This window comes from Mycobacterium asiaticum (assembly GCF_001673315.1).
GTDB classification, from domain to species: domain Bacteria; phylum Actinomycetota; class Actinomycetes; order Mycobacteriales; family Mycobacteriaceae; genus Mycobacterium; species Mycobacterium asiaticum_B.
In genome coordinates, this window is record NZ_LZLQ01000049.1 from 1 (window position 1) to 5874 (window position 5874).

Below are 5874 nucleotides of genomic sequence, written 5' to 3' on the forward strand. Positions count from 1 at the left end.
GCCCCCGTGTGCCCCGCCGCCGGACTTGCCGTCCTTCTCGGCCGCGAGTGCGGCGCCGTTGGTGATCTGCGGCGGCACCGGCTGCTCCCACGGTTGAGCCAATTCGGCGACGGCGTCCTCGTAGCGACTCATCACCGCCGCGGCGTCGGCCTGCTGGGCGGCGGCGGCCTCTTCGAACTCGGCGAAACTGCCTTGCAGGATCGCTCCGTTATACGCCGACAGCGACGCCATCATGTCTTGCGCCGCTTTGGCTTCCACGGCTTCGGACACGCTGGGCATCGACAGGATCGCGACCGTGTTGGCCACCGCCGCTTCCTCTGCCCGCCGCCCGTTGGCGGCGGCGCTCAAACTGGCCGCCTGCAGCCACTTGCCGAACGTTTCCAGTCTGCGTACCACCGCTTCCGACGCGGTGCTCTCCCACGAACCGCGAATGCTTTCGATGATCGTGTCGTAGTCTGCCGAGATCTTTGCGAACTCGTTCGCCACCCGTATCCACGCGGCGCCCGCTTCGCCCACCGAAGACGGCCCGGGGCCGTCGGTCAGGTCGCGTGCCAGTTGCTCAGTGCTGCGCGACTCCCACACGACATTCGTGAATCCCATTACCGTGGCCCCCCTTTCGGTATCTCGTTGCCCAGTCGCGGTCGTTCGAAGCGGTCAGTCGGCCAGGTCGGCTTCGGCGATGCGTCCCGCGTGCGAGCGCATCGTGGCCGACACCTCGTGCATCTCGGTGGCACCCTGATCGGCAGCCTTGGTGAACGACCCGAGGACCTCGTTGAGGGTGTGCGCGACGCGTTGCGACACCTCGTCCCGACCGGAGGCGATGGTCGTCAGGTTCGGTGTCTCGGCCTCCATCACGCGCTGCATGCGGTTGGCGAGCTCGTCGAGCTGCCTGGTGACCTCGGTGACCTCGTCGGGCCGGATTGACAAACGGTTGTTCTCAGCCATGTCGGTGCTCCTAAATTCGAAGTTTGATATCGGGGCTGTCGTCGGGATCTATTGCGGTCTCACCGATTACGGGCGGACTGGCGTTGCCGAGATCACCGACGATCTCGCCACCCTGATCCGTCGTGTGCAGGAACGCCGCGGACGTGTGGCTCCCGCTGGCACCGGCCTTGCCGCCCTGAGCGCCGTAGCCGGCAGCGCCGGGCGCCATCATGCCCGCTCCAGACATCCCGGCGGCGCCACCCGACGGCCGCGCGATCGCCGTGCGGGCCGCGGCGGCAGCGTTGTTCTCGTTCTGGACCAGGGGCGACGAGGGCGTCATCCGGGCCGGGGTGGTGGCCGCGGACCCGCCGCCACCACCGCCGTGCCCACCGCCGCTCGGGTGTGCCGCGCTGACCATCCGGCCGGTGTGACCCAGCGCCGAGGCCGGCGCGGCGCCCGCTCCCTGGGCGGCCTGACCCAGCCCCGAGGCCAGACTGGTGCCCGCCTGCATGCCCGCCTGCAGGGCCTGTGTTCCCGCCTGGACGCCCATGGTCAGCGGCATCATGCCCATCTGCATGGCAGGGCCGATCATGCTCATCCCTACGGACAGCATGGGACCGAGCATGCCCATCGCCATCTCTGGGCCTTGGGCCACCGCGATCGGGGCGCCGGTTGCCGTGGTGGTCGCCGCCTGGCCGGTCAGCGTGCTCTCCAGTTCGGTGATGCACTCGGTGGCCAGCGCGCTGGCCCGCGAGGCCGACTCGACCATATTGGGTGCGGTCCAGGGCAAGCCGGCCGCCAGCGCCTCGAGTTCGTTCTGACACTGGGTGAGGATCTCGATGAGCCGCGCCTGGCCTTGCTCGACATTGGCTGCAGCAGCAGTGAATTCGCTACCCAGCGCGGTCCCCTGCGCCCCGACGGCGGCACCGTTGGCCAGCGTCTCGCCGGTCTTCGCGGCCGCGGCTGTCGCTCCGGCGCCCGACCATCCCTGGCCGCCCATGCCGCCCATCATCTGGCCCAGCGACTGCTGCAACCCGCTCGCGGCTTGCTGAAACGCCTGCGTGACGCCGCCGAACATCTGCGTCGGGTTCATCCCCTGAAAGAGACCGGGGCCCAGGGTGCCGAGCATGTCGGTGACCGGCTTGAGCAACCCGCTGGCGAAGTTGCCGCCCATGCCGCCCGGCCCCTGAGCGCCGGCGAGATCGGCGGGGATGCCCCCTCCCGCCAGATCGGGAAATTCGGGTCCGCCGGAGGGGAGTTGACCCAGATTGAACTGGTTCAGGATGTCCTGCACCGGGCGGTTGAGCCAGGCTTGCAGGTCGTTTTCCAGTTGGTTGATCACCGGTTGGTGGTCGAACCCGACTGTCGGATCGAATTGGCCAGGTGACCCTGCGTCCGGGGCAGGGTCGGTGGTTCCCATCGCGTACTACCTAGACGTCGGTGACGGCGTCGGCTGCCGCGTGCGCCGCATCGGAAACATGGGTGGCCACGCCCAAGAGAGCGTGGTTGGTCGCCGTCAGCATGCCGCTCATCACGTTGTTCGCTGTCGACTCGTACATCGCCGGGATCATGTTCGCGACCGCGATCGGTCCCAGCGCCATCGAGAACGAACTCAGCTCCGCCGGGGTGACAGTGCTGAACGCCGACGTGATAGCCGTACACGCGGCCTGTTGCGCCGCGGTGAGTCCCTGCATGAACTCGGGTTGCATCGCGAATGTCATGTTCTGCTCTTTCCCCCAGAAATCCCGCCCTGCCTGCGGCTTACGCTGGTGTTCCCACCATAAGGGCCCCCGCCGGTAATAAACCGCACGGATTTTAAGCAGACTTTCAAGATCAGTGCGATTTACGTGTGTGCAATAAGCGCCATTTATTTATTGCGGCTCGACGATGCTTCCGTCAGAACGCACCAGCGGCGACTGTTGCAGCTCGGCCATGCGGACCGTGAATTCCTTGAGCAGGAAGTTGTACCGTTCGGCCGCGACCTGGGCCGCGGCCTGCGCGGTCTCGACGATCAGGGCGGCCAAGACGTCGGGGTCGAGGCGCACGGCGACAGCTCCGAGCCACAGGCCAGTCAGCTGGCCACGACCGTCCACCTCGGCGCTCACCGCCCGGTCGCGACTCGTCACGCGCGCGGTGATGGTCTTGGATTGCTCGGTCATCGATTGCAGCAGATCGCGTTGCTTGATCGCCCGCGCGATCACCGATTGCGCCAGGCTGGTCATACCGACCTCATCCAGGTCGAAGGGCCGTCGTCGTCTTCGTCCCCGAACAGCGCCTGCTCGGCCTCTGCGAGGTCCTCCTCGCTCGGCAGGCCGAGTTCGCGGATCACCGAGGCGGTGAAGCCCCTGCCGACCAGCTCGCGTCGGTAAGCCACCTGGGCGCGCGTCGCCGACAGCTGACACAGCGCGAGAATCTCGCTCGCCAGTTCCTGGGGCGGTCGGGCCAGTTCGCTGCGGTCGATCTTCAGCGCAGTCGGCAGCCCGCGCTCAGTGGTGACGACGGCGATGGTTCCGGTGCGTGACCGGACAGGTTGTTGTTGCGGCATGCCAGACCTCTCGCCGTCTGTCCACATTTCTCAGGATTTTGGCGCGTTAATGAAACTCGTCGGATCGGTACAATAACTTTCTACCGCTACAACGTAGGGGAAAGGGACGTGAAATCGGTCGCGGCCGGACCCGGCAGCGCACCCTATTCTATTGCGGCACGAACTCCCGTAGTCGCAGTTGACTAGCAGTAAGGACACCGAGCACATGCCTGGCACCCGGGACGCGCAGCGGGTCTTCGACGCAGGCGTGTTGTCGCTGGGAATTCCGATCGACGGCTTGGAGACCGACCGCGACGTCCATTACGCGGCTTTGGCGTTCAAACGCGCGACCGAACACGACCCGCAGATGAGCGATGCGTGGCTGGGCCGCGCGGCGGCCGGCGATACCAGCAGCGAGGTGCTCTACCACCTGTGGCGGACCAGCAAGGAAAACCTCAACCGCGAACAACGCCGCCTCGGGTTGCCCCGGCACGCACTGTGTGGCCGTTTCCAGACCGGGTTGTACCTGGATTACACGCTGAGCACCCTGACCGAGGTGTGGCTGGCGTACGCGGCGAACCTGGTGCTCGGCAAGGACTACGCCGAGGCCGAACGAGTGCTCGACGAACTCGACACCCTGCGCCGCTCCATGCCCGACGGTGACTCCGAGTCAGCCGAGATCTGTGCCTACGTCCGCGCGGTCTTGCATTTCACCACTCAGCGTTGGCCGGATGTTCTTGTCGCGCTGGCTAACTCGTCATCGTTTAAGGACGAGTACATCAGTGCCGGAGCGCATCTGATGGTCGGGTCGGCCTGCGCGCAGATGGGATTGTTCGGCGAGGGTATCCGCCGCCTGGACCAGGCGATCGAGGGGCCGATCCCGGCGGCAAGTCGCGCGGCCGAGTTCTGCAAAGGCCTGACACTGCGTGAGATGGGCAAAGAAGCGGAAGCCAGAACCATTTTCGAGCGGATCTACAGCGAAGAACCTGGATTCGAAGCTAATGCCGCCGCGCTGCACGACCCGAAATACCGTCTCATCATCAGCAGCCGGGAAGACATCGATTCCCGCACCGACAAGTGGGATCCCGCCAGCGCCCGCAACGCGCGCGATGCCGATGCCGAGAGCCTCTCCGAACGCGGAAACGAGTACCTGCGCGCCGCGCAACTGGAACTGGACCGGCAGATCGGCCTGACTGACGTCAAGCTGCAGGTGGCCAAATTGCGCTCGGCCGCCAAGTTGGCCAAGGTCCGCGAAGGCAAGGGGCTCAGCGCGGCCGCCCGCAGCCTGCATTTGGCCTTCACCGGACCGCCCGGAACCGGCAAGACCACGATCGCGCGAGTGGTTGCCCAGGTTTATTGCGGACTGGGACTGCTCAAAACGCCTGCCGTGATCGAGGCGAAGCGCAGCGATTTCGTCGGCGAGCACCTGGGCAGCACGGCAATCAAGACTGCGGCGCTTATCGACTCGGCGATGGACGGGGTGCTGTTCATCGACGAGGCGTACACCCTGATCCAGACCGGTCTGTCCGGCGGCGATGCCTTCGGCCGCGAGGCGGTGGACACATTGCTGGCCCGGATGGAAAACGACCGCGACCGGTTGGTGGTGATCATCGCCGGGTACGACGCCGAGATCGACCGGTTCCTGGCCGCCAACGAGGGCATGGCTTCAAGGTTCAGCAAGCGGATCCGGTTCGCCTCCTACAACCCCACCGAGCTGGGTGATATCGGCCGGCTGATCGCCAAGACCCGGGACTCCGAGTTGACCCAAGCGGCCTACGACGAGTTGGTCGCCGCCTGCACGCAGCTCTACCGGGGTGAGTCTCTGGACGAATCTGGACAACTTCGGCGGGATATCGACTTGGTGGGTAACGGGCGGTTCGTCCGCAACGTGATCGAGGCCGCCGAGGAGGAGCGGGAGTACCGGTTGAGCGAACGTCAGGACATCAGCGTCGAGGACCTGGACGAGGCGGAGTTGATGCGCATCGAGGTCGGTGACATGCGTTCCGCTTTGGAGAACGTGCTGGGTATGTCGTCCCGCCAATTGACTTCGAGAACGCGCTAGTGAACAACACCGATATGCCAAAGCCGGCAACGGCTTTCAAGCCCAGCAGCGATGCCGACACCAATCCGATTCCGGTCGCGCTGATCCAGGCCAAGCTGGCCCAGGAGACCCAAGGGGCCCAGAGCAATCCGGAGGCCCAGGGGGCCCAGAGCATTCCAGAGGCGCAGAGTGCCGGGGAGGCCCAGGAGGGCCAAAGCATTCCTGAGGCTCAAGGCATTCCGGAGGCCGAGGGGGCCGAGGATGCCCAAGGGGCCCAGGAAGCCCTGGAAGCCCCGGAAGCCCCGGAAGCTCAGGAAGTCCCGCAAGCGCAGGACATCTCGGAGGTGCAAGAAGCCCCGGCCGGCGAGACAGCGCCGGTCGCCCG

7 protein-coding genes and 1 pseudogene are annotated in these 5874 nt (G+C 66.1%); 2 read left to right on the forward strand and 6 right to left on the reverse strand.

Annotated elements, in window-relative coordinates; genetic code table 11:
• The 6 genes from A5636_RS07320 to A5636_RS07345 all read right to left on the reverse strand — a co-directional run.
• The coding region (locus A5636_RS07320) for a PPE domain-containing protein (protein ID WP_155763681.1) at positions 1–600 on the reverse strand (600 nt) is incomplete at its 3' end.
• 54 nt (positions 601–654) lie between these two features.
• Positions 655–945, reverse strand: coding sequence for a PE family protein (locus A5636_RS07325; protein WP_065158032.1), 291 nt, complete (start codon positions 943–945; stop codon positions 655–657).
• Positions 946–955: 10 nt separating this feature from the next.
• On the reverse strand, positions 956–2344 hold the full coding sequence (locus A5636_RS07330; RefSeq protein WP_065158033.1) for a hypothetical protein: 1389 nt from the start codon (positions 2342–2344) through the stop codon (positions 956–958).
• Positions 2345–2354: 10 nt separating this feature from the next.
• Positions 2355–2645, reverse strand: coding sequence for a hypothetical protein (locus A5636_RS07335; protein WP_065158034.1), 291 nt, complete (start codon positions 2643–2645; stop codon positions 2355–2357).
• 150 nt (positions 2646–2795) lie between these two features.
• A complete protein-coding gene (locus A5636_RS07340; protein WP_065158035.1) occupies positions 2796–3146 on the reverse strand; it encodes a YbaB/EbfC family nucleoid-associated protein in 351 nt (116 codons plus the stop codon).
• Positions 3143–3469, reverse strand: coding sequence for a hypothetical protein (locus A5636_RS07345; protein WP_081287656.1), 327 nt, complete (start codon positions 3467–3469; stop codon positions 3143–3145). The genes A5636_RS07340 and A5636_RS07345 overlap by 4 nt, the downstream gene beginning before the upstream one ends.
• A gap of 205 nt (positions 3470–3674) precedes the next feature.
• Between A5636_RS07345 and eccA the strand changes: the two genes are divergently transcribed.
• Positions 3675–5510: a type VII secretion AAA-ATPase EccA gene (gene eccA, locus A5636_RS07350; RefSeq protein WP_065158037.1), complete on the forward strand. Its 1836-nt coding sequence runs from the start codon at positions 3675–3677 to the stop codon at positions 5508–5510.
• A 14-nt stretch (positions 5511–5524) separates the two neighbouring features.
• A pseudogene (locus tag A5636_RS07355) lies at positions 5525–5874 on the forward strand (hypothetical protein); the annotation flags it as partial.